At 63.6% G+C, this 23,072-nt stretch carries 14 protein-coding genes and 2 pseudogenes; 4 read left to right on the top strand and 12 right to left on the bottom strand.

The genetic code is table 11. The features are described 5' to 3' along the window. Positions 1-134: 134 nt before the first annotated feature. Both AC1RQP_RS34040 and AC1RQP_RS34035 read right to left on the bottom strand, forming a co-directional pair. Complete coding sequence (locus tag AC1RQP_RS34040; protein ID WP_239627528.1) at positions 135-1,088, bottom strand: ABC transporter permease; 954 nt, start codon at positions 1,086-1,088, stop codon at positions 135-137. Between the two features lie 227 nt (positions 1,089-1,315). Continuing rightward, on the bottom strand, positions 1,316-2,977 hold the full coding sequence (locus AC1RQP_RS34035) for an ABC transporter substrate-binding protein (RefSeq protein WP_492941483.1): 1,662 nt from the start codon (positions 2,975-2,977) through the stop codon (positions 1,316-1,318). A 199-nt stretch (positions 2,978-3,176) separates the two neighbouring features. On the opposite strand from AC1RQP_RS34035, the gene AC1RQP_RS34030 reads away from it, so the two are divergent. Next, a complete protein-coding gene (locus AC1RQP_RS34030; RefSeq protein ID WP_492941481.1) occupies positions 3,177-4,772 on the top strand; it encodes an ABC transporter substrate-binding protein in 1,596 nt (531 codons plus the stop codon). A 219-nt stretch (positions 4,773-4,991) separates the two neighbouring features. Here AC1RQP_RS34030 and AC1RQP_RS34025 read toward each other — a convergent pair whose 3' ends face one another. The 3 genes and pseudogenes from AC1RQP_RS34025 to AC1RQP_RS34015 form a co-directional block, all read right to left on the bottom strand. After that, positions 4,992-7,223, bottom strand: coding sequence for a CHASE2 domain-containing protein (locus AC1RQP_RS34025; protein ID WP_492941479.1), 2,232 nt, complete (start codon positions 7,221-7,223; stop codon positions 4,992-4,994). Positions 7,224-7,301: 78 nt separating this feature from the next. After that, positions 7,302-9,230 (bottom strand): annotated as a pseudogene (locus tag AC1RQP_RS34020) (VCBS domain-containing protein); the annotation flags it as partial. Positions 9,231-9,623: 393 nt separating this feature from the next. Beyond that, positions 9,624-11,570 (bottom strand): annotated as a pseudogene (locus AC1RQP_RS34015) (FecR family protein); the annotation flags it as partial. A 615-nt stretch (positions 11,571-12,185) separates the two neighbouring features. Between AC1RQP_RS34015 and AC1RQP_RS34010 the strand changes: the two are divergent. Beyond that, the gene (locus tag AC1RQP_RS34010) at positions 12,186-12,902 is read left to right on the top strand and encodes a transglutaminase-like cysteine peptidase (protein WP_239627538.1); all 717 of its coding nucleotides are present in this window, start codon (positions 12,186-12,188) and stop codon (positions 12,900-12,902) included. Positions 12,903-13,035: 133 nt separating this feature from the next. Here the strand turns inward: AC1RQP_RS34010 and AC1RQP_RS34005 are convergent, their stop codons facing one another. The 7 genes from AC1RQP_RS34005 to AC1RQP_RS33975 all read right to left on the bottom strand — a co-directional run bounded on the left by AC1RQP_RS34005 (position 13,036) and on the right by AC1RQP_RS33975 (position 20,510). Beyond that, positions 13,036-13,497 carry a hypothetical protein gene (locus AC1RQP_RS34005; RefSeq protein ID WP_492941477.1) on the bottom strand — a complete coding sequence of 154 codons (462 nt, stop codon included), beginning with the start codon at positions 13,495-13,497 and terminating at the stop codon, positions 13,036-13,038. A 218-nt stretch (positions 13,498-13,715) separates the two neighbouring features. Further along, positions 13,716-14,915, bottom strand: coding sequence for an ABC transporter substrate-binding protein (locus AC1RQP_RS34000; protein ID WP_492941475.1), 1,200 nt, complete (start codon positions 14,913-14,915; stop codon positions 13,716-13,718). Between the two features lie 81 nt (positions 14,916-14,996). Continuing rightward, positions 14,997-16,835, bottom strand: a complete 1,839-nt coding sequence (locus tag AC1RQP_RS33995; protein WP_492941473.1) for an AMP-dependent synthetase/ligase — start codon at positions 16,833-16,835, stop codon at positions 14,997-14,999. A gap of 95 nt (positions 16,836-16,930) precedes the next feature. After that, the gene (locus AC1RQP_RS33990; protein WP_239627546.1) at positions 16,931-17,719 is read right to left on the bottom strand and encodes an ABC transporter ATP-binding protein; all 789 of its coding nucleotides are present in this window, start codon (positions 17,717-17,719) and stop codon (positions 16,931-16,933) included. Between the two features lie 3 nt (positions 17,720-17,722). After that, the gene (locus AC1RQP_RS33985; RefSeq protein ID WP_028179065.1) at positions 17,723-18,481 is read right to left on the bottom strand and encodes an ABC transporter ATP-binding protein; all 759 of its coding nucleotides are present in this window, start codon (positions 18,479-18,481) and stop codon (positions 17,723-17,725) included. Beyond that, positions 18,478-19,629: a branched-chain amino acid ABC transporter permease gene (locus AC1RQP_RS33980; protein ID WP_492941470.1), complete on the bottom strand. Its 1,152-nt coding sequence runs from the start codon at positions 19,627-19,629 to the stop codon at positions 18,478-18,480. The genes AC1RQP_RS33985 and AC1RQP_RS33980 overlap by 4 nt, the downstream gene beginning before the upstream one ends. Positions 19,630-19,634: 5 nt before the next feature. Continuing rightward, positions 19,635-20,510, bottom strand: a complete 876-nt coding sequence (locus AC1RQP_RS33975) for a branched-chain amino acid ABC transporter permease (RefSeq protein ID WP_028179067.1) — start codon at positions 20,508-20,510, stop codon at positions 19,635-19,637. Positions 20,511-20,772: 262 nt separating this feature from the next. Here AC1RQP_RS33975 and AC1RQP_RS33970 point away from each other — a divergent pair, with 262 nt between their 5' ends. Continuing rightward, positions 20,773-21,522, top strand: a complete 750-nt coding sequence (locus tag AC1RQP_RS33970) for an ABC transporter ATP-binding protein (RefSeq protein WP_492941511.1) — start codon at positions 20,773-20,775, stop codon at positions 21,520-21,522. Continuing rightward, positions 21,519-23,045: a permease gene (locus tag AC1RQP_RS33965; protein ID WP_492941468.1), complete on the top strand. Its 1,527-nt coding sequence runs from the start codon at positions 21,519-21,521 to the stop codon at positions 23,043-23,045. Before AC1RQP_RS33970 ends, AC1RQP_RS33965 begins: the two co-directional genes overlap by 4 nt. Positions 23,046-23,072 lie beyond the last annotated feature (27 nt).

Here is a 23,072-nt window from a genome sequence, read left to right as displayed (position 1 = left end):
ACGCAGCACAAAGAACGTGGATGCCCGGGACAAGCCCGGGCATGACGACCTCTGCAATATTCATATGCGATTGCCCTGCCCGCTCGCGGGGGAGGGGGCGGACCTTTTGTGTGGCTGCAGCTGGGCTCATCTGACTAGCCCCGCTTGATGCGCGGGTCGATCGCGGCTTGGGCGATGTCGACCAGCAGATTGAGGAACACAAAGAACAGCGCCAGGATCAGGATCGTACCCTGCAGCAGCGGCAGGTCGCGCTGGAAGATCGCGGAGTTGAGCAGGAAGCCCGATCCCGGCCAGGAGAATACGGTCTCGATCAGGATCGAGCCGCCGAGCATGTAACCTAGCTGAAGACCCATCACGGCAAGCGCAGTGGGCGCGGCGTTCTTGACGACGTGGCGGAACACACCGCGCTCGTGCAGACCCTTGGCCCGCAAGGCTTCGACGAAGTCCTGCGAGAGAATGTCACCGGTGAGGGCACGCACCGTGCGGGTGACGATGCCCATGGGAATCACCGATGTCGTGATCGCCGGCAGCACGAGATATTTCAGATGCGCCCAGTCCCAGGCCCAGGAATTGGAGCCGCTGGGCCCGGCGCCGACGGCGGGCAGCCAGTTCAGCTGAACCGAGAAGATGATGACGAGCAGCATGCCGAGCCAATAATGCGGCACGGAGACGCCGGCGATGGCAAAGGACGTTGCGACCTTGTCGATCCAGGTCTCGCGAAAATAGCCGGCGATCAGGCCGAGCAGGATGCCCATGGTGAAGCCGATGATGGCCGCGGCAATCGCGAGCGTGACGGTGTTGCCGACCGCGCGCATGACCTCGGCGAGCACGGGGCGTCCGGTCGCGATGGAATTGCCGAGATCGCCATGCAGCGCGCGCAAGAGCCACAGGCCGAACTGCACCGGCAGCGGCCGGTCGAAGCCATAGGCGGCGCGGAGCTGCGCGGCGAGTTCCTGCGAGGCATCGGCCGGCAGCACCGCAACGAGCGGATCGCCCGGCGTGATGTGCACGAGCAGGAAGCACACCAGCGCCACGCTGATGACGATCGGGACGACATAGACGATGCGTCGGGCGATATAGGCGAGCACGTTGTCTCTTTTCTTCCCTTCTCCCCTAGTGGGAGAAGGTGGCGCGAAGCGCCGGATGAGGGGTTGTTTCCGCGGTTACAGCATTTCAAACGAGAGATAGAGTCCCCTCGCGGAGAGAGACCCCTCACCCGTCTCGCCGCTGTCGCGGCGATCCACCCTCTCCCACATCCGCCTTCGCCAAGGCTTCGGCGGACAGGAGGGGAGAGGGTGCACTGAGCAAGTCGAGACTATTGCTTGATCGATACCGGCGAGAAGTCGATGAACCAGCTCTTCGGCTGCACGACGCCCGTCACCTTCGGGCTCATCGCGCGCGGGCCGACGTCGTGGGCGACGTAGAGGAAAGCCGCGTCATCGACGGAGGCCGCATGCAGTTCGGCGAGCGCGGCATCACGTGCGGCGGGATCGAAAGTCTGGCGCGCCTTCTTCACCAGCTCGTCGAATTTGGGGTTGTTGATGAAGCCCCAATTGTTCGAGACCGGCGGCGCCATGCCCGATTGCAGGAAGCGCACCAGGGCGAAGAACGGGTCCATCGCCGCGTAGGTGACGTTGGTCGCGTTCGAGCCGTTGGCCGAGGGGTCCTTGGCGCCGCGGCGCCAGTTGGTGAACAGCGTGTTCCACTCGATGACGTCGAGCTTCACATCGAAATAGCATTCGGCGAGGGCCTGCTGGAGATATTCGTTCATCGCCAGCGGCTGCATCTGTCCCGAGCCCGACGCGGACGTCTGCGTCTTGACCGTCAGCTTCTTGTTGGGACCAAAGCCCGCCTCCTGCATCAGCTTTTGCGCTGCCGCCTTGTCGTACTTGATCTCGAAGGTCGGCTTGCCGCGCCAGGGATGGCCGGGCTCGAAGGTGCCGGTCGCGGGCACCATCAGGCCGGCGAGCAGGCCGTCCCTGAGGCCTTCGCGATCGACGCAGAGGTTCGCCGCCTTGCGCACGCGGATGTCGTTCCAGGGCGAGCCCTCGACGCGCGAGAATTGCCATGGCCAGACGTGCGGCTGCTCGTTGGCGTAGAGCTTGAAGCCGCGCTGCTTGAGCTCGGGCAGCGCGTCGGGTGCCGGCGCCTCGACCCAGTCGACCTGGCCCGAGAGCAGCGCTGCGGTGCGCGCATTCGCCTCCGGCATCGGCAGGAGCACCATCTTGTCGATCTTGGGCACGCGCGCCTTGTCCCAATAGTTCGCGTTCTTGACCAGCTCGAGCCGTTCGCGCGGCGTGAAGCTCGACATCTTCCACGGGCCGGTGCCCGAGGCGTCCTTGGCGAACGCGGTCCAGGCGGCCTGCGACTTCGCCTTGGCATCGGCGCCTTCGGCCTTGTCGTAGAAGGCCTGCCACTTCGCCGGGCTCGCCATGAACAGGTTGGTGAGGTTGATCGGCAGGAAGCTGTCGGGCTCCTTGGTGGTGAGCTCGACCGTCATGTCGTCGATCTTCTTTGCCGAGGCCAGCGTCGGCATGCGCGAGGCGGTGACGCCGACCTGGCTGGCGTCGAATTGCGGCGCGTCCTGCTTCAGCACCTTTTCGACGTTCCACACGACGGCATCGGCGTTGAACGGCGAGCCGTCATGGAAAGTGACGCCGGGGCGCAGCTTGAAGGTCCACTTGGTCTTGTCGGCATCGTCGACCTTCCACTCGGTGGCAAGACCGGGGATCACGACGCTCGCCTTGTCGGCAGAGGACAGGTCCCAGCCGGTCAGCGCGTCGTACATGGTGAGGCCGGTGAAGCGATTGCCTTCAAAGCCCTGATCGGGCTGACCCAGGGTGCGCGGAATATCGGCAGCGGTCATGCCGATGCGCAGCACGGTCTCGGCGCTGACCGCCCGCGGCCATGCGGCCACGCTCCCGAGCGCCAACAGCGCGATCAGCGCCGCGCGGGTCTTGTTGTTCTTGATAAGCATCGCCTCAGTCCTTTTCCGGCTTTCGATGATTAATTTTGATGCACTCGTATGCAATGGCTATGCCAAGGAGAAACTTATTCTGCAAATTGCCTCCGCGACGACAAGTACTTGTGATGACGCACCGGCGAAATCGGCGCACTGCCTATTCTGGCATCAAGATTGCAGGTTCGGCCCCAGATCCTCCCTGGAGCTTTGATTCATGCGTATTCGTCTGTCGACCTGTCTCGCCGTGCTTGCGCTGGCAGTTTCCGCAATCTCGGCGCGCGCCGAAACGGTGGTGCGTTACGGCATCTCGATGGCGGACATCCCGCTGACGACAGGCCAGCCCGATCGCGGCGCCGGCGCTTACCAATTCACGGCCTACACGATCTACGATCCCTTGGTCGCCTGGGAGATGGACGTCGCCGATCGCCCAGGCAAGCTGGTGCCGGGCCTCGCCACCGAATGGAAAGTCGACGATGCCGACAAGACCAAGTGGCGCTTCACGCTTCGCAAGGGCGTGAAGTTTCACGACGGCAGCGAGTTCAACGCCGATGCGGTGATCTGGAATCTGGACAAGGTGCTCAACGACAAGGCGCCGCAATTCGACAAGCGGCAGAGCGCGCAGGTGAAGACCCGCCTGCCCTCGGTCGCCAGCTACGCCAAGATCGACGACTTCACCGTGGAGATCACCACCAAGACGGTCGATTCCTTCTTCCCGTATCAGATGCTGTGGTTCCTGGTGTCGAGCCCGGCACAGTATGAAAAGCTCGGCAAGGATTGGGACAAGTTCGCCAGCCAGCCCTCGGGCACCGGCCCGTTCAAATTGACCAAGCTGGTGCCACGCGAGCTCGCCGAGCTGACCAAGAACCCCGACTACTGGAACAAGAAGCGGATTCCGAAGGCTGACAAGATCGTGCTGGTGCCGATGCCGGAAGCGTTGACGCGCACCAATGCGCTGCTTGCGGGACAAGTCGACCTGATCGAGACGCCGGCGCCGGATGCCGTGCCGCAGCTGAAAGCGGCCGGCATGAAGCTCGTCGACAACGTCACGCCGCATGTCTGGAACTATCATCTCAGCGTGCTGCCCGGCTCGCCCTGGACCGACATCCGCCTGCGCAAGGCGCTCAACCTTGCGATCGATCGCGAGGCGGTGGTCGGCCTGATGAACGGGCTGGCCAAGCCAGCCAAGGGCCAGGTCGACCCGTCGAGCCCCTGGTTCGGGAAGCCCACTTTCGAGCTGAAATATGATCTCGCAGCAGCCAAGAAGCTGGTCGAGGAAGCCGGCTACTCCAAGGCGAAGCCGCTCAAGACCACCTTCATCATTGCGCAGGGCGGCACCGGCCAGATGCTGTCGCTGCCGATGAACGAATTGCTGCAGCAGAGCTTCAAGGAGATCGGCATCGACGTCGATTTCAAGGTCGTCGAGCTCGAGACGCTCTATACGCATTGGCGCAAGGGCGCGGCCGACGAGATGAACGCCGGCATCACCGCCAACAACATCGCCTATGTCACCTCGGACCCACTCTACGCCATCGTCCGCTTCTTCCATTCCGGGCAGATCGCGCCTGTCGGCGTCAACTGGGGCGGCTACAAGAACCCGAAGGTCGATGCGCTGATCGACGAGGCCAAGCAGACCTTCGACAGCGCCAAGCAGGACGCATTGCTGGCCCAGGCGCATGCGCTGATCGTGGACGATGCCACGCTGGTCTGGGTGGTCCACGACACCAACCCGCACGCGCTGTCGCCGAAGATCAAGCAGTTCGTGCAGGCGCAGCACTGGTTCCAGGATCTGACGACGATCGGGATGGAGTGAGGGCGGCGGGCTGAGCGCCAGGCTCAATGAACGCGGTCGTCGCGGCTTTCGCCGGGACGATCGCCCGGAATGATCGCGCGCAATCGCCTCGATACTCGTCATTGCGAGCGGAGCGAAGCAATCCAGAATCTTTCCGCGGAGGGATTCTGGATTGCTTCGTCGCAAGGGCTCCTCGCAATGACGGAGTGTGGGTGACTGCACAACCCACTCACTTGCAGCCTACTTCGTCAGCAGCGCATACGCGCCGGTCCAGCCCTCGGGCGGTGGATTGACCTGGAATTCCTTGATCCGCACCTCGTAGAGCCTGAACAGCTTCTCGAGCGTGTCGGCGTCCTCGCTGCGGCGGCCGCGCTCGATCGCGTCCAGTGCGCCCTGCCAGTTGCGGCTGCGGTAGCAGCCGAGCATCTCGATGGTGATGTTGCGCAGGCGCTGGAATGCGCCCGAATGCATCACGTCTTCACGGCCCGCGATGGCATAGATGACTTCCGGCTCGGTCTTGCCCTTGACCATGATGAAGTCGAGCTCGAGGATCGCGAACTTCTCCTTGGCCGCGAGCGCGGTCCTGGATCCGACGATGATCGGGAAGCCGTATTCCTTGGTCTGCCCTTCCAGGCGCGAGGCCAGGTTCACGCTGTCGCCAAGCACCGAATAGTTCTTCTTCAGGTCGGAGCCCATGTTGCCGACGACGCCGATGCCGGTATTGAGACCGATGCCGACGTTGAGCGGGATGTAGATGTGGCCGCCGTCGGCGGCTTCCTGCTCGCGCTCCTTGTTGACCACGTCGATCTGCTCCAGCATCTGGATCGCCGCCTCGCAGGCGTTGACCTCGTGCTCGGCATCGTCGAGCGGCGCGTTCCAGAACGCCATGATGGCGTCGCCCATGTATTTGTCGATGTAGCCCTTGCGCTCGATGATCACGTCGGTCAGCGGCGTCAGGAAGCGGTTCATCAACGCGATCAGCCCTTGCGGATCGTGCTTGTAGCTCTCGGAGATCGTGGTGAAGCCGCGCACGTCGGAGAACATGATCGTCATCTCGCGCTCCTCGCCGCCGAGCACGAGCTTTTCCGGCGACTGCGCCAGCTGCTCGACCAGCACCGGCGACATGTATTGCGCGAACATGCCGCGGATCTGCACGCGCTGGCGCTGCTCGCGCACGAAGCTGGCGAAGATCAGCGTCAGATAGATCGCCGTGGTCGAGAGCAGCGGATAGGTGAAGTCGATGAGGTAGCGGCGCTGCGCGTAGAAGAACCAGGACGTGCCGACCAGGATCGCTGCGAACGTCGCACCGGCGAGCACGAGGCGCACGGGACCGAGATTCGGGGTGAAGATGATGACGAGCAGGCCGATGACGAGCGCAGCGATCAATTCGATGCCGAGCGCGTAGTTCGGCTGGGAAATCACCGCGCCGCTCAGCAGGCTCTCGAGCACCTGGGCATGGATCTCGACCCCGGGCATGGTCGAGGACACCGGCGTGGTCTTGATGTCATTGAGCCCGACCGCGGAGGTGCCGACCAGCACCAGCTTTCCGGCGAGCTTGGCTGGCGGGACGGTGTTGTCGAGGACGTCGGCCGCCGAGACGTAGATCGAGGGGTCCTGGCGCGCATAATGCACCCAGAGCTGACCGTTCTTGTCGGTCGGAATCTCGACGCCCTTGAGGCGAATGGCCCGCACGCCGGTCTTGTCGGTCCGGATCAGCAGCGTCGGCGTGCCCGTGGCGACGCGGAGGATCTCGAGGCTCAGCGAGGGCATGATGTTGCCCTGGGCGCGCATCACCATCGGCACGCGGCGGATCAGGCCGTCGCGCTCGGTCTTGATGGTGAACAGGCCGCGGCCGGCCGCGACCTTCTCGATGACCGGCACGTTGCGGAGCAGGCCGGGGAATTCGAACAGGAAGCGCTCGGCGCCCTCCTCACCAACCGTCGCGATGCCGGTGAACGGCAGCGACTTGTCGATCTCGGAGGAGATCGCCGACTGTCCGGTCTCGCCCAGCACCACGCGCGAGCGCTTGATCGCATCGGCAAGGATCTGGTCGTTGGTCGGCAGTTCGCGCAGCTTGGCGCGGGTGGCATCGTCGAGAGAGCGCATCTGGCCCGCGACCAGATCCGGATTGAGCCGGTCGGGCTCAGAAAACACCACGTCGAAGCCGATCGCCACCGCGCCGTTGCTGGTGAGGTTCTGGATCATATCGGCGATCCGCGTCCGCGGCCACGGCCACTGGCCGAGCCTGGCGAGGCTCTTGTCGTCGATGTCGACGATGGTGACCGGCCGCGCCGTCTTGTGGCGCGGATCGATCAGCTGGAACATGTCGAAAGTGCGCAGCCGCAATTCCTGGATCGGCGGCGGATCCCAGAGGCGAACGCCGGCAAACAGAACCAGCAGCGCAAGGCACATCAGCCGCGCAAGGCCGAACTTCCGCGCAAACCACCGCCGCAGGATCTTGAGACGTTTCATGGGGGTTGGATATCACGCTTTGACGGCGAGCGGCAGCGCAGATCGGCTTGCAGACGATCGTGGCCCATCGCGCCGCGATCAGGCATGGACGATGAAGTCGCTCGCCTGGACCTGGGCGATGCCCTTCAGGAGGATGGTGTCCGTCGCATTGATCGTGATCAGGGTGTCTGCCCCTGAGGCCGCCGCGTGCTGGGCTATCCATGCCGAGTCGATATCGGTCGCCACAACCGCCGTCAGATTGATGTGGTCCTGACCGTGCTCAAAATCGAGGATCGTGTCGTGGTTAGAGTCGGCGGCGAATACGAACTGATCCTGATAGCCGGTCCCGAACAGCACATCCTTGCCGTTGGTGCTGGCGAGGGTCACCGGGCCTTGTTCGGTCAGGTTGAAGATCAGGTTGACCGTATCGGTCGCGCCGTGGCCGTCGGTCACCGTGACCGCCAACTTATCCGTCGCAGCCCCGCTCTGGCTCGGCTCCGTATAGGTCAGCCCCTGGAGTGCTGAATTGACGCTCGCCAGCGTATCGGACGTCGGTTCAGGCTCCACATACGTGCCCGAATCCGCCGCCACGGTGAGTGCGAAGGTTTCATCGGGAGTAGCGTCGGCGTCGGTGACCGTGATGCCGTGGATGAAGACCTGGACGCCTTCCTGCGATACGCTGATCTGGTTCACGTCGATCACCGGTGCGACGTTCCCGTCGTCCGCGCCGGTCACGTCCACCGTGAGCGTTGCCGTGCCGGTCGCGCCATGAGCGTCCTTGGTCTGGACGGTGAACGTATCCGTATAAAATCCTTCCGGCAGCGCGTCGATCGCCGTCGCGTTGGGAACGTAACTGTAGCTGCCGTCGGGGTTGACCGTCAGCGAGCCGTACAGTCCTGCAACCGTCGTCACCGCATGATGATCTGCGTTCAGAACGGCATAGGTCAGCGTCGCCGTCTCGCCGCTGTCGACATCCGTTCCGGACAAATGGCCAGCGAGATTGGCGAAGGTGTCGGCCGCGGCAGTATCCGTGAGCGGACCAATGTCGAGATCGGCGAGCACCGGCGCGTCGTTCGTGCCGGCAATCGTGACGGTGACATCCTGGCTCACCTTGCCGCCATGCTGGTCGTCGAACGTGACGGTATAGACCTGGATGATGGTCTGGCCCTGCGCCAGCGACTGCAGCACCGCATTGCTGTTGTCGAGGCAGAAGTGCCAGCCCAGCGTCGCGCCGTCACTGGTATCGGTGTTGCATTCGAGCACCGACGGATCGATCGTGAAGCTGCCGATGTTCGCGCCGGCACCGAACCCCGGCAGAGCCGAGCTGACGGACGATGACTTGAACACAGCCTGCGCGGTGTGGGTATCGATCAAGTCGAGATCCTGGATCGCCAGCGTACCGCAGATCGCCAACGTCGCACTGGCATCCTCGGTCACCGCTCCAGTGGCATCTGCGGCGCTGCTGGTGACGGTCGGCGCGTCGTTGACGCCGTTGATCGTGACGGTCACGTCCTGCGAGACCTCGGCACCGTGATTGTCGATGACCGTGATCGTGTAGACCTGGGTGATGGTCTGGCCCTGCGCCAGCGACTGCAGCACCGCATTGCTGTTGTCGAGCGTGAAGTGCCAGCCCAGCGTCGCACTGTTGTTGGTATCGGTGCTGAATTCATGCACCGACTGATCGATCGTGAAGGTGCCGAGCGTCGTGCCGTCGTCGAAGCCCGGCAGATATGCGCTCGACGTCGACGACTTGAACACGGCCTGCGCGGTATGAGTGTCGATCAGGTCGAGATCCTGGATCGCCAGTGTGCCGCAGATCGAGAGTGTCGGGCCCGCGTCCTCGGTGACACAGCCCTTCGCCGCGTCTTCATCGCTCGTGATGGTCGGGGCGTCGTTGGCCCCCGTGATGGTGACCGTGACGTCTTTGGTGACCGTTCCACCGTGGAGGTCGTCGACCGTAACGGTGTAGACCTGGGTGATAGTCTGGCCTTCGGCCAGTGACTGCAGCATCGGATCGCTGGCGTCGATCGTGAAGGTCCAGCCCACGGCCCCTTCCGTGCCGGCGCCCGGGTTCTCGCTCACCGGTCCAAGCACGAACGTGCCAATATGCGAGGTACCATCGCCGAATCCGGGCAGATGCGCGCTCGACGTCGTCGACTTCAGGATATAACTCGCGGTGTGCGTATCCGTGAGGTCAGGATCGCTGAAGGCAATGGTACCGCTCGCCGTCAGGACTTCCGTATCCTCCGTCACCGCGCCGGTCGAGATCGTGTCGTCCTCGATGATCGTCGGTACGTCGTTGGTGCCCTCGACATTGACATCGGCACCATTGATGGAAACCGTGAGCGGCGTGCTGACGATGCCGCCGTGCCCGTCATCGACCTGCACCACGTAATTGAGGATCAGCTTCTCGTCCTCGGCAAGGAAGTCGAAGAGATGGTCGGGAACGCTGTAGGTCCAGGCGGCCGAGCCGTTGTTGCCGTTCCCTGCACCCTGCACCACCGTCAGCGGCACCTTGACGGCCGCGATCGCGGCGAGTTGCTGCGGCGTCAATGTCGCGGTGATGTCGTTGCCTTCGGCATCGAGATATTTGAACGGCTGGGTGGAAGAGAGCGCCGCGCTCACGATCGGCCGGTCCGTCAGATCGACGTCGGTGAAGGTGACGGTGCCCGTGATGGTGTCCAGAGCCTCATTGCCGGTCCCGACCTTCTCGATGACGATTCCGCCCGACGTCGCCACGGTGGGCTTGTCGTTCGTACCCGTGATCGTGATGGTGATCGGTATGAACCTGGACTCTGGGTTCACCACGAAATTGGTGTCGACGCGCACCATATAGGTCAGCGTCAGGGTTTCGCCGGCCGCGAGGAAGTCGAAGACTTTGTCGGGGATCGTGTAGGTCCAGACCGCCGAGCCATTGTTCTCGTTGGCGGGGTCGGCAACGACGCTGATCTGGATCTGCGTCGCTGCGATGCCCTGCTTCTGGAGCTCGGTGAGCGAGCCGGTAACGTCCTGCTGACCGGCGCTCTTGTAGACGTAGTTCGGCGCTTCGGCGAGGCTCACCGACACCGTCGGCCGGTCGCCGAGGTTTTGATCGACGAATCTGATCAGGCCGGTGACAGTATCGGCCGTCGTGTCGCCCGTTGTGGCTGCGCGCTCAGTCAGCGCGAAGGCCGTCTTTAGATTCCCGCCGGCGTCGAAGCTTTGCACGATCGGCTGGCCGGGAACACGGGTGGCCTGCTGCGTTGAATTGCCGGAGCCGTCGCGTTGCGGCGCACTGAGAGTGACGAATGTCGCGATTGCGGCAGTGCCGGACCCCGACTTGAACACGAAGTCCAGGCTGATCGGCGTGATCGTGTCGGTGAAGTTCGTGGTCAGCTTGGTATTGGTGTTGTTGTCGGTGAACTTCAGCGAGAACACGTCCGTGATCAGCTTCTGCACCTCCGGCGACATCAGCGCGTTGGTGACGGAGACGTTGCCGCCGCTGATCTGGATCATCTGGCCGGCCTGGTTCACCGTCGCGATCGGCAGCAGCGTGATCTTGTCGAACAGGATGTAGGAGCCGGTCGTGCCGTTCGGCTCGACCAGCACCTGGAAGCTCGCCTGCGGCTGCGGATCGCCGCCGCCGGCGGGAACGACGAAGTTGATCTGGGTCAGCACCGCCGTGCCGCGGATGCCCAGGGTGGCGACCGGCGTGTCGACCTTCATGTCGCCATGCTTGGCGGTCTCGCCGGCGACGAAGGTGATGGTGCCCGCAACCAGGCTGAGCAGCGAGGAGTTGCTCGACCCGTTGGGGTCGTAGACCATCTCGTTCAGCACCATCCGCGCATTGGAGGACAGGCCGAACACGGTGCCGTCGATGAAGGTGATGCCGAGCGTCGAATCGGCGCCGGTCGAGACCACGTCGCCCTTCTCGACATTGTCGCCGTTGTTCAGGATGACCGAGACGCCGTTGCGAATCGCGGTCGCACTGCCGGAGAGTTTTGTGACGTGGCCGATGACCTGGGCCGCAGCGGCGCCGGGCGCGGCCTGGGCAACCTGGACGTGGCCGGTGAGGGCATTGACGATGTCGCCGGTGAGGTGGGCGCCGTCAGGCGAGGCAATCGCGGCGCGCTTCTCGCCCCTGAAATAATCGTGAACCACGAACTCCTGACCTTCGTGGGACAGCACGAGATCAAGGCCGGCGCGCTTGAACTCGCCGTTGAAGATCAGGTTGGGATCGGGAACAACGAACGCGCCATCAGGCACATGGCCCTGTCCCTTCGCGATGAAGGGCTTGGCCGCAAGGGAATCGGCATGGACGTGGCCAGACGTACCGGAAACCTGGCCGTCCAAGGACGTCGCGGCGTCGAATTTGCCAGCGTAATTCAACCGGGGCACCGCAAAAGGGTTAAAATTTAAGTAAGTATCATTGCCTAAGCTTGCTTAGCATTACCAAGTCCTTAGCGAAACCATCTATTGCTTGTGTGATTTCGCGTCACTTGGCCGTAAGAGCCCCGCAGGCCGGCGCCTTCCCAGAGAAGCTGAAGTAACACTCCAAGCATTCTGAAGTCGAAACGAGCTTAGATGCACGCATTCCCCATCATCCCAAGTCGTTTTTGGTAAAATTGGTCGAAGAGATACTTGCGTCATCTTCATTGCTTGATGCCCTGCAACATCCTGCGCCAAATATGGAACAAGATCTGTGACCTAGCTAACAGAACCCGTGAAATAGCGCGCCGTTAGCCATAGGACGCAGAATCAGCCACCTCGCAACTCCTGCCTGCAACCGGATCCATATCACGACAGCGCCCTCCTAGCTCCGGGATCGTAAAATTTTAGGCAATTTAGGCAGGCCTGTTTCAGCCTGTCCCACGGTTCTGGGACCCCTGCCGGGCGCGTTAAGCAGAACAAAACGGCCCGCCTCGCACTATCTCCAGGAAAGCAACACAGCCCGGCACGTCGAGATCGAGGGGGATCTCGCGAAGCCTGGGAAGGGGATGTCAGATGGAGACCGCTGCTCGCTCGCGCGCCTGGCGCGCAATCCTGATCTTGTGCGGCTTGATCCTGCTCGGATCGGCCGCCGAGCTTCGCGCCGGCACGCTGCTGTCGCCCGGCGCCGGCCTCCTCGTACGCAAATCCGCCGAACCGTTCGGCGTGTTCGCCTTCGCCATCTCATCCGGCGGCCTCCAGCAGAAATGGTCCACGCTGAAGGACAGGCTCGACGACGACATGGTGCAGCTCGCGCTGTGCGACGGCGACCGGGACAATTGTGCATCCCCTGCGGCCCTGAAGCTGCTCGCCATCGTCGACCAGGCCCGCGCCCGTGAGGGCCGCGCGCGCCTCGGCGAGACCAACCGAGCCATCAATCTCGCCATCCACGCCGCCAATGACGGCATCGACGACGCCTGGAGCTCGCCGCTCGCGACCTTCGCGCGCGGCGCCGGCGATTGCGAAGACTACGCCATCGCCAAGCTCGCCGCGCTGCGGCTGGCGGGCGTAGCTGCGGAAGACCTCCGCATCGTCGTGGTGCGCGACACCCGCGTCGGCGAGGAGCACGCGATTGCTACTGCACGGCTCGACGGCCACTGGCTGATGCTCGACAATCGCCGCATGGCGATGGTCGAGGACGACGCTGAGCGGAGCTATCAACCGCTGTTCGTGCTCTACCAGTCGGCCGTGATGAAATATGTCGACGAGCCGGTAATGGCCTCAGTGCACTAAGCGATGAGATCGGGATAAATCATCGCGCTTTAGCTTCTTGATCGCGCATGATCTTTTCAGAAAACCGCTGCACACTTTGCGCTAGCGCGGCGCTTCGGGTCCGGATCATGCACCACGCGTTCACTCGCATCGCTCATCGGAGCAGCTCGACCTTTGCCGCCATGTCCGGGGCACGCGAGACCCTGTAGGTCGCGTTGCTGCATTTGAGGACCCAGACAGCGTAGTCCGGCCGGGAGCGCTTCTCGTCCCGTGTTGCACCAAGCGCCTTTTCGCAGGCGAAACCTTGCAAGCGGATCTGGGCGGACAGCTCATCCTTCGGCGTTTCGGCCGCGACCTGTTGCGCCCTCGCTGGGTAGCCGCAAACAACAGCAATGATGGCCAACGACAACAGTGATGCAAGTGTCTTGTGCATGACTCCGAACCCCAAAACAGGCACCTCGCGCGCGCGTAGAACTATACACAAGAATACCGGTGTTGTCCGCCGACAGTCAGAATCAGCGATGCTCTGATCAGGCACGGGATTTCTGCTTAACGCCCGACGGCCGGCTTTGCCCATCGCCGCGCCGCCCTTTTCCTGCGACAGCTTCTCGCCCACAACAGCCGGCTGTAGGGCGCCTCACTCTTTACTTCCTTCTCCGTTTTGGGAGGTGGCGCGCGCACTGCGCGCGCCGGATGAGGGGTTCTATCGGCGCGCTCGAAGGACAACGCCTCGCGGAGAGAACCGCTCACCCGGCTTCGCGTTGCGCGAAGCCACCCTCTCCCGCAAGGGGCCCGCAAGGGGAGAGGGTGCACCGAGTTCTCCGCAAGAGAGCATCAGAACATCAGATTGTCCTTCACCAGCACCCAGCGGCCGTTCTTGACCTGCTGGACCTGTGTGATGGTGGTGGCGAGATGGTTGGTCTTCGAGAACACCGTCGGCGGCGAATTGAAGATGTCCTGGAACTTGTCGCCGGACTCCAGCGCGTCGAGCATCTTCTGGCCAGTGAGATCCTTACCAGCCTTGTTGGCATAATGCGCGAACGTCATCACCGCATTGTAGCCAATGATCGCCTGGGTGTTGGCATCGGCGTTAAACATCTTCTTGTAATTGACTAGCCAGTCCTTCACCTTTCCTTTCGCGGTGTCTTCATAGGGAATTTCGAAGTTCGAAGCGGAATACAAGCCCTCCACCACTTCCTTGCCGAGCGCCGGCACTTCGAGCACGTTAACGGGCGTGGCGCCGAGGAAGGTGACGTCCCATCCGAGCTTCTTCGCTTCACTCATCGTGCCGATCGGCTCACGGAGGACCGCGCCGAGCACGACGAGGTCGCAGCCGTCGGACTTCATCTTGGCGACCTGCGCCGAGAAGTCGGAGGCGCCGCGCTTGTAGCTCGTGATCGAGGCCGGCTGCACCTTCATGGCAGCGAGCTGCTGGTTAAAACCATCGAGCACGTTCTTCCCGTACTCGTCGTCCTGATGCATGATGCAGGGCTTCTTGAAATTCTTTGCCTCAATCATGTATTTGAGCGCGGCCCGCGTGCTCTCGACATAGGGCAGGAGGTTGTTGAACTTCAGCCGCTCCTGCGGCTTGGCCGGATCGAACTTGAAGGTGAACTCGGCCGCCGTCAGCGGAAAGAGCTGCAGCACGCCGGCGTCGAGCAAGATATCCTGCGCAGCAAGCACGGTCGGCGATCCCATCGGCCCCACCATCGCGAAGATCTTGTCGCGCTCGATCAATTTCTGCGAAGCCAGCACGGCCTTCTTCGGATCGTAGCCGCTGTCTTCGACCACCAGGCGGATCTTGCGGCCGTTGATGCCGCCGGCGGCGTTGACCTCCTCGACCGCCATCTTCATGCCGTTGGAGACGGGGACGCCCCAGCCCTTGATCGGACCCGACAGGTCCTGATGGGTGCCGATGACGATCTCGGTCGCCGAGATGCCTTCGTTGGTGACCTTGGTTTGCGCCGCGGCTGGCAAACAGGTGAGCACCACGGCGCCCAAAGCAAGGCCGAATGCGCTGAACGATTTCGACATTGACGTCTCCTCTCCTAAAGGCCCGTGTTGGACGAAGGGCGAGGGCCACGGCTCCTTCGCTTTCTCGAATCGACTGGCTCGTCACGCCACTGCACGCTCGCGATACATCGCCTCGATCTCGGCGGCGTAGCGCTTGTTCACGAAGCCGCGCTTCAACTTCATGGTCGGCGTCAGCTCCTCGTCCTCCGGGGTGAGCTGGCGTTCGATCAGATAAAACCTCTTGATGGTCTCGACGCGGGCAAAATTGCCGTTGACCTGTTCGATCTCGCGCCAGATCAAGTCCTGGATTTCGCTCGCCCGGCACAGGCTGGCGTAATTGGTGAAGGGGATGTCGTGATCCTGGGCGAACTTCTCGACGTTCTCCTGGTCGATCATCACGAGACAGGTGAGATACGGCCGCTTGTCGCCGATCACCACGGCGTCGGAAATGTAGGGCGAGAACTTGAGCTGGTTCTCGATCTCGGACGGCGTGATGTTCTTGCCGCCGGAGGTGATGATGATGTCCTTCATCCGATCGGTGATGCGGACGAAGCCTTCATTGTCGATGGTGCCGACGTCGCCGGTGTGCAGCCAGCCGCGCGGATCGATGGTTTCGGCCGTCTTCTCCGGCTGGTTCAGATAGCCCATGAACAGGAAGTCGCCCTTGATCAGGATCTCGCCGTCGGGCGACAGCGCGACCTCGCCCCAGGGCACCGCGGTGCCGACCGAACCGAGCTTGATCCTTTCCGCCGGCATCATGGTGGCGACCCCGCAATTCTCGGTCTGGCCGTAGACCTCGTGCATGTCGATGCCGAGCGCCAGATACCAGCGGATCAGCTCCGGTGCGATGGGTGCCGCGCCGGTGAACGCGATGCGGCAACGATCGAGCCCGATCATGCGGCGAATGTTGCGGAACGCGACCTGGTAGGCGATGCGATTGGCTATCCGCAGCGACAGCGGCGGGGCCCTGCCCTCGAGCCGGCACTCGACCATGCGGTAGCCGATGCCGATCGCGCGCCGATAGACCCATTGCTGCAGCGGCGTCGCGTCCTTCAGCGCGATGGTGATGGCGGAATAGAACTTTTCCCAGATGCGCGGCACCGCGAGGAAGACGGTCGGCTGCACCTCGCGCAGATTGTCCGGCACGGTTTCCGGGCTCTCGGCGAAATTCATCACCGAGCCGAGCGCGACCGAGATGTAGTAGACGCCGATTCGCTCGGCGACATGGCAGAGCGGCAGGAAGATCAGCCGGTCCTCGTCCTCTCGCGCCGGGATGAAGTCGTTGGCGTGCCGCATCTGGTGCGTGACGCTGCGGTTGGCATGCATCGCGCCCTTGGGCGGACCGGTCGTGCCGGACGTGTAGACGAGGATGGCGAGATCGCCGGCGCTGCGGCTGTCGATCATCTCCTGCCACAGTGCTTCGCGGCCGACCATGTGGTTGCGGCCGAGCGCGCGAAGCTCGTCGAGCGACAGCACCATGTCATCGCAGAAGCCGCTGAGGCCCTCCATGTCGAACACGATGATCTTCTGCAGGGACGGACAGCGTGCGCGGCAGGTGAGAATCTTGTCGAGCTGCTCCTCGTCCTCGGCGAAGATAACCCTGGTGCGGGAATCGTTGACGAGATACTCGACCTGGGACGAGGAATCGGTCGGATAGATTCCGGAGGAGACGCCGCCGGCGCACAGGATGCCCATGTCGGCATGGACCCATTCCGGGACGGCGTTGGCGACGATGGAGGCGACGTCGCCGGGCATGAAGCCGATCGCGCGAAGCGCGTAGGCGATCTCCTTCGAGATCTCCAGCCATTCGCGCCAGCTCGTCGGCTGCCAGATGCCGAACTTCTTCTCGCGGATCGCCGGCCTGTCGCCCCGCGTCTCGGCGGCGCGCAGGAAGCTCTTCGCGATCGTATCAGCGACCGTCAGCACCGCCGGTCGGGCCATGCGCCTCTCCTCCCTCCTTGTCGCCAGCCTCCGCTGCCTGCCTTGCCGGCGGTCTATGTTGCGGATGGCAGGCTCATCTTACTGCCAGCTCTTCCTCACCGCCACGTCTTCTTCTTTTTCCAGCGCCGCTCGCCGCGCGCGCCCGCTTCCTTGGCGCCAAGGTAGAACTCCTGAATGTCCTGGGAATGCATCAAGCGGTCGCAGCTGTCGTTCATCACGATACGGCCGATCTCCAGCACATAGCCGTAATGTGCCGTCTCCAGCGCCACCTTGGCGTTCTGCTCGACCAAGAGGATCGACATGCCCTGCTCCTCGTTGACCCTGCGGATGATGGTGAAGATCTCCTTCACCAGCAGCGGCGACAGACCGAGCGAGGGCTCGTCGAGCAGCAGCAGCGTCGGCCGGTTCATCAGCGCGCGCCCGATCGCGAGCATCTGCTGCTCGCCGCCGGAGAGCTGCCCGGCCGGCTGGTTGATGCGCTCCTTCAGCCGCGGGAAATAGCCGTAGACACGCTCCAGATCCTCCGCGACACCGTCCCGATCCTGGCGCGGATAGGCGCCCATCATCAGGTTCTCGCGCACGGAGAGGAACGGGAACACCTCGCGCCCCTCCGGCACATGGCTGAGACCAAGCCGCACGATCCGGTCGGCCTCCATGCGCTGGATCGGCCTGCCCAGAAACTCGATCGTTCCCTTCTGCGGATCGAGGATGCCCGAGATGGTCTTCAGCACCGTGGTCTTGCCGGCCCCGTTCGCCCCGAGCAGCGTGACGATTCGGCCGCGCGGCACTTCCAGCGAGATGCCCCGGATCGCCATGATCGGCCCGTAATAGCTCTCGACGTTGGAGAGCTTCAGGATGGTGTCCGGGGTCGTGGCGGCATCCATCGGTCAGGCTCCCAGATACGCGGCGACGACGTCGGGGTGCTGCTGCACCTCGGCGGGCGAGCCCATCGCCAGCACCCGGCCGTAGTTCAGCGCAATGACCCGATCGGAGACGCGATTGACCAGCGACATGTCGTGTTCGACCATCAGCACGGTGACGCCGAGCTCGTTCTTCAGGTCGCGGATCCAGAACGACATGTCGCCGGTCTCCTCGACATTGAGGCCGGACGACGGTTCGTCGAGCAGGATCAGTTTGGGCTCCGAGCACAGGGCGCGCGCCAGCTCGATGACCTTGCGCACGCCGTAAGGCAGCCCCGAGATCAGCTTGTCGCGATAGGGTTCGAGATCGAGGAATTCGATGACCTGCTCGACCCGGCGGCGATGCACCTTCTCGTTGGCCCGTACGCTCGGCAGGAACAGCAGTTCCTGCCAGAGCTGCGTGGTCGAGTGCCGGTGGCGGCCGACCAGGAGATTCGACAACACGGTCGCATTCTCAAACAACTCGATGTTCTGGAAGGTGCGGGCGATGCCGAGCCTGGCGATGTCGTAGGGCGGCTCCTCGGTGATGTCCTGGTCCTCGAAGAAGATGCGCCCCGACGTCGGCCGGTAGATCCGCGAGATCAGGTTGAAGATCGAGCTCTTGCCGGCGCCATTCGGCCCGATGATAGAGAGAATCTCGCCCTTCTCGACCGCGAACGAGACCGCGTCGACGGCCTTGAGGCCGCCGAAATGCAGCGACAGGTTCTCGGCACGGAAATAGCTCATCGATTGCGCTCCGACTTCACGTAGATCTTCTGCCGCTTGAAGGTGGCGCGCTTGTAGAGCGGGAACAGCTGGAAGAAGAGCTTGATCTTCAGCCAGCGGCCGTAGAGCCCGAGCGGCTCGAACAGCACGAACAGCACGATGATGATGCCGTAGATCGCACCCTTCAGGCCGTTGAGCGAGGCAAAGGCCGCGACGTTCGACTGGATGTTTCCCGCAGTCGCCGTGCTCGCCCCGAAGGCTGCGGCGATGCCGGCGATGATGCCGGGCATGTCGTCCTTGAGATAGGTCAGGAACGGATCGATCATCACGATGAAGATCGCCCCCAGCACCGCGCCGTGCAGGCTGAAAGTGCCGCCGATCAGGATCACGATGATGAACTCGATCGAGAGCTGGAGCGTGAACATCTCCGGCGAGATGAAGGAGAGCTTGTGCGCGAACAACACGCCGGCAAAGCCGGTGATCGCCGCCGAGATGGCAAAGGACTTCACCTTGTAGAGCGCGACATTGACGCCCATGCTGCGCGCCGCCGTCTCGCTGTCGCGGATCGCGACGAAGGCGCGGCCGGTCGGCGAGCGCAGCAGATTGAGCGTGCCGACGATGGTCAGCACCAGCACGGCAAGGCAGAGGTAATAGAAGGTCGGGCTGTCGCGCGGCACCGCGACGCCGAGCAGCGACAGCGTCTTGACCCGCATGCCCTCATTGCCGTGGGTCACGCTCTCCCAGCGCGCCAGGATCTCCTCGACGATCAAGGCAAAGGAGATGGTGGCGATGACGAGGTAGATGCCGGTGAGCCGCAGGGCAGGAAAGCCGACCATCGCGCCGATGATGCCGGTCAAGAGCCCGGCGGCGAGGAAGTAGACCGGGAACGGCACGTTGTATGTCTGCAAATAGGCCGCGGTGTAGGCCCCGATCGCGAGGAACGCGGCGTGCCCGAGCGAAGCCTGGCCGGTGAAGCCGGTCAGGATCAAGAGCGCCACGCCGACGATTGCATAGATGCAGACGAAGACGAGCTGGCTCATCAGATAGCTGGACAGCACATGCGGTGCGATCAGCAGCAGGGCGAGCAGGACGCCGTAGGTGACGACGTAGCCCGAATGCGGAAACAGCCTGATGTCGTCTTCATAATCGGTCTTGAACATGAAGCGCATGGCGTTCAGACCTTCTTGCGGACGTGGAGGCCGAACAGGCCTTCGGGCTTCAGGAGCAGCACCGTCAGCAGCACGACATAGGGCGCGACGTCCTTCCAGCCCTCCGGCAGGTAGAAGCCGGCCATGCTCTCGATCACCCCGATCAGGACGCCGCCGACCACTGCACCGGGGATAGAGCCGAAGCCGCCGAGCACGGCGGCGGGAAACGCCTTCAGGCCGAGCACGAGGCCGACATTGGAGTGGATGAAGGTAATCGGCGCCAGCAGCACGCCGGCGCAGGTCGCGACCGCCGCGCTGATCGCCCAGACGACCGACACCACGCGCTTGACCGGAATGCCCATATAGTAGGCTGCCAGCATGTTCTCGGAACTGGCGCGCATCGCAGTGCCGAGCATGGTCTTGTTGAAGAACAGCCAGAGCAGCGCGCACAGGATCATCGTCGCCGCGATCACCGAGAGCTTGTCATAGGCGAGCACCAGCGAGCCCATGCGCAGCACGCCCTGGCTGAACGGCGTCTCGATCTTCAGGTCGTCGGTGCCCCAGATCATGCCGGCGACCGAGCGCAGGAAATAGCCCAGCCCGATCGTCGCCATGATGATCGAGAACTGCGGATAGCCGAGGATCGGCCGCACCACCACGCGCTCGGCCACCATGCCAAACAGCGCCATCGCGGCCACCGCACCGGCAAAGCCGATCCAGTAGTTCAGGCCCATCATGCCGATGAAGGTGAAGGCGAAGAAGCCGCCCAGCATCATCAGATCGCCCTGGGCGAAGTTGACGACCTCGGTAGCCTTGTAGACGAGCACGAACCCGAGCGCGATCAGGCCGTAAACGCAGCCGAGCGCAACACCGCTGACCAGCTGCTGAACAAAATCCAGCATCGACGCGTGTCCTCCCGATGCAACCCGCGGTTCTTCCCGACCGCCTTGCCGCATCTTGTGTCCAGTCGCTACGCAGTCGTTTCGCTGCGTCAGCGCCATTTGTCCCGGCGCCAATTCAGCCTGAACGCCCGCGCGCTGTCAACAAACGGTGACTTGCCTTTGGTCGATCCCGGATGAGGAATTTGAGGCAAAGCGATTCACCGTGCCGAAATATCTTCGGGTCATGGTCTCGGACGATGCAAAACCGGATGGTGTGGCCGTCATGAAGCCGGACAACTCGGCACTGGAAGTCCGAGGGTTAACGAAGCGTTTTGACCGTCCGGCGGTCGACGGCCTCGATCTCACCATTCACGCCGGCGAATTCTATGCGCTGGTCGGCCCCAACGGCGCCGGCAAGACCACCAGCCTGCGCATGGTTGCGGGCCTGCTGCGCCCCGATGCCGGCGCGATCTCGATCTTCGGCGTCGATGCGTTACAGAGGCCCGCCGCCGCCAAGCAGGTGATGGCATGGGTCTCCGACGAGCCCATGATCTACGACAAGCTGACCCCGCTCGAATACCTCGAATTCGTCGCCGGCCTCTGGGGCATCGCCCCCTCGGCCTCGGAACCGGTCGCGCAAGAGCTGCTCTGCTCGCTCGGGCTCGCGCCGCACCGGCACGAGCGCTGCGAGGGCTTTTCCAAGGGCATGCGCCAGAAGGTCGCTCTCGCAGGGGCACTGGTGCACGATCCCCGCCTCATCATCCTCGATGAGCCGCTGACGGGGCTCGATGCCGTCTCCGCACGCCACGTGAAGGCCCTGCTCAGCGAGCGCGTCCGCGCCGGCTGCACCGTCATCATGACCACGCATATTCTCGAGGTCGCCGAGCGTATGGCCGACCGGATCGGCGTGATCGCGTCCGGGCGCCTGGTCGCCGAGGGCACGCTGGCGGAGCTGCGTCAACAGAACGGCCATGCCGACACCAGCCTTGAGGATCTCTTCATCGCGTTGGTGACGCTTCAGGCCGCAGCATGAGCTCGGCAACGGCGCTGTCCTGGTTTGCCCGCCACGAGCTGCGGCTCGCCTGGCGCGAATGGTTCGCCATGATGACCGGCGGGCGGCGCAAGCGGACGCGCGCTGCCGTTATCGGCCTGCTCTGCTTCGCCGCGCTGCTGCACCTGCCCGCCTGGGCGGTGATCGGCCGTTTCGCCGACCTGCAGCTGCCGCTCGCCAAATCCTCGCTGATCGTGATTTCGACGACGATTTTTCTCGCCTGGACCTTGATGCTGTCGCAGGCGATCGAGTCAGTGACGCGGGTATTCTACGCCCGCGCCGATCTCGACCTGATCATGTCCTCGCCGGCGACGCTGACCAATCTGTTCTCGGTCCGCATCGCCGCGATCGCGCTGACCGTCACCGTGCTGGCGCTGCTGTTCTCGACGCCCTTCATCGACGTGCTGGTGATCGGCGGTGGCGCGCGCTGGCTTGCCGCCTTCGGCGTCGTCATTGCGATGGGCCTGTCGGCCGCGGCGATCGCGATCGCCGTAACCATTCTCTTGTTCCGCCTGATCGGGCCGGCGCGAACGCGCCTGATCGCCCAGGTCCTCGCTGCGATCATCGGCGCGGGCTTCGTGATCGCGCTGCAGGTCGCTGCGATCATGTCCTACGGCACGCTGTCGCGCTTCACCATCCTGACGTCAGGCAGCCTCGCCGCCTACGCGCCCGACGTGGACAGCATCTGGTGGTGGCCGGCGCGGGCGACCATGGGCGACACCGAGGCGCTGCTGCTGTTTCTCGCGCTCGCCCTGGTGCTGCTCGGCAGCGTGATGGCGATCTTTTCGCACCGCTTCGCCGACACCGCGATTGATGCGGCGGCGTACGGCACGTCCGGCCGCGCCCGCGCGAAGGAGCGCCCGTTCCGCGGCGGATCGCACCAGCAGGCGCTGCGGCGCAAGGAATTCATGCTCCTGTGGCGCGATCCCTGGCTGATCTCGCAGACGTTGATGCAGCTGCTCTATCTGGTGCCGCCGGCACTCCTGCTCTGGCGCAACTTTGCCGACAGCTCCGCGGCGCTGACGCTGATCACACCCGTCATCGTGATGGCGGCCGGACAGCTTGCCGGCGGGCTCGCCTGGCTGACGATCTCGGGCGAGGACGCTCCCGATCTCGTCGCCACCGCGCCGCTGACGTCGTCCAGCGTCATCCGCGCCAAGATCGAGGTGGTGCTGATCGCAATCGCCGTGATCTTCAGTCCGCTGGTCGCGGCGCTGGCCTTCGCCTCGCCATTCCAGGCGGCAATCAGCGCCGGCGCGATCATCGTCGGCGCGGCCTCGGCGACCGCGATCCAGCTCTGGTTCCGGGTGCAGGCCCGTCGCAGCCAATTCCGCCGCCGCCAGACGTCTTCACGTCTTGCGACCTTCGCCGAAGCGTTCTCCTCGATCGGCTGGGCCGCGACTGCCGCTCTGCTGCTCGCCCTGCCGCTTGCCGGCCTCATCAGCGGCCTGATCACAGCCAGCCTCGTCGCCGCCACCTGGAGGTTCAGCCCCAGGCGGGCGTGAAGGTGCGACACTGACGCGCTGTTGATC

This window comes from Bradyrhizobium sp. GW821-FHT13H06 (assembly GCF_058803975.1).
This window is presented reverse-complemented; position numbering and strand designations above follow the sequence as displayed.